This is a genomic window from Mesorhizobium australafricanum (assembly GCF_033977265.1).
Lineage (GTDB): Bacteria > Pseudomonadota > Alphaproteobacteria > Rhizobiales > Rhizobiaceae > Mesorhizobium > Mesorhizobium australafricanum.
Map to the genome: position 1 here is coordinate 1 of NZ_JAVIIT010000052.1, position 1671 is coordinate 1671.

Genomic DNA, 1671 nt, shown 5'->3' on the forward strand with positions numbered 1-1671 from the left:
GCTGCGTGTTGTAAACGGTATCGATGAAAGCGCCGATGCGCCTGCGGGCATCATCTGCATCCTTATAGGCGAGACCTTGCACCTCTTCCTGCTTCAGGGTTTTCATGAAGCTCTCCGCCTTAGCGTTTGTCGTAAGGATTTCCGACACGGCTCATGCTCGCCTGGATGCCGTGAAGATGCAGAAGTTCGGAGTAGGCCCCGCAGGCATATTGGGCGGATTCAACCGGTCGTCGCAACACCCATACCAGGAGGTGTTCATGGCTACAGGAAGACGGAAATCGGAGCGCTCTACTCGGCATAAATTGTCCTCGCCAGGGCGGCCACCAGTGTGGCAGCGTGAGAACCTGTGCCGGTTCTGGCGAGGAGTGGCGGCAGGCCTGTCCAGTGAAGAGGCCGCCGCCGAAGCCGGCGTCTCCGGCCCCGTGGGTATCCGGTGGTTTCGGAGTTCAGGCGGAATGCCTCCCACACATCTTTCACCCGCGGCGGCGTCACTCACGAGCCGAAATCTGACGTTCCGAGAACGCGAGGAAATAGCTTTGGAATGCGCTCGGGGCACTGGAGTGCGTGTGATCGCACGCAAGCTGGGGCGGTCGCCCAGCACAATCTCCCGCGAGTTCAGGCGCAACTCGGCGACGCGTGGGGGAGACTTCGACTATCGGGCCATTACCGCGCAGTGGCATGCTGATCGAGCGGCACGACGGCCGAAGGTGGGGAAGCTGGCAACCAATCCTGCCCTTCGTGACTACGTACAGGACCGGCTCGCCGGCCTCATTACCGCGCCCGACGGCATCGCCTTCGATGGTCCCGTCGTGGTATGGAAAGGACGACGGGCCGTTCATCGGCAAAGTCGACGCTGGTCCACAGCTTGGAGCCCGGAACAGATTGCGCGGCGTCTGAAGCTGGACTTCCCCGAAGACCTAACCATGCGCATCAGCCACGAAGCCATTTATCAGGCGCTTTACATTCAGGGCCGAGGCGCCCTGAAGCGGGAGCTATCGGCCTGTCTGCGCTCCGGGCGAGCGCTGCGTTTGCCCCGCGAACGTGCTCGTAACCGTGGCAAGTCCTTCATCGCTGATGCGCTGATGATCAGCGATCGTCCGGCAGAGATCGGCGACAGAGCGGTTCCGGGCCACTGGGAGGGTGATCTCATTCTCGGCCTCGGCAGCTCGGCGATCGGCACGCTGGTCGAACGTACAACACGGTTCACAATGCTCTTGCACCTGCCGCGCATGGAACGCCACGGCAAGGACAAGTCTGTCAAAAACGGCCCGGCTCTTGCCGGGCATGGTGCCGAAGCGGTCCGCGATGCCATCGCCGGGACCATCATGGATCTACCCGCACACCTCCGCCAATCCTTGACTTGGGATCAGGGCGCGGAGATGGCCCAGCATGTACAACTCCGGATCGACACTGGCCTCGCGATCTACTTCTGCGACCCTCAAAGCCCTTGGCAGCGCGGAAGCAACGAAAACACCAACGGCTTACTGCGCCAGTACTTTCCGAAAGGCACGGATCTCAGCCAGCATGGGCCCGATGAACTCAGCGCTGTAGCGCGTGCTCTGAACACCAGACCCCGCAAGACGTTAAGCTGGCGCACGCCTGCAGAGGCTCTCGACCAGTTACTCAAACAAGATATGATCGAGGCTGTTGCGACGACCGGTTGAATCCGCC

Annotated in this window: 1 protein-coding gene; it reads left to right on the plus strand. The window is 61.5% G+C overall.

Translation table 11 applies throughout. The features are described 5' to 3' along the window. The first annotated feature begins 257 nt into the window (after positions 1–257). Positions 258–1664, plus strand: coding sequence for an IS30 family transposase (locus RFM98_RS31110; protein WP_320312286.1), 1407 nt, complete (start codon positions 258–260; stop codon positions 1662–1664). Positions 1665–1671 lie beyond the last annotated feature (7 nt).

Excerpts from the sequence above, each read along its gene's own strand:
- RFM98_RS31110 (WP_320312286.1), top strand. The coding sequence starts at position 258 with ATGGCTACAGGAAGACGGAAATCGGAGCGCTCTACTCGGCATAAATTG.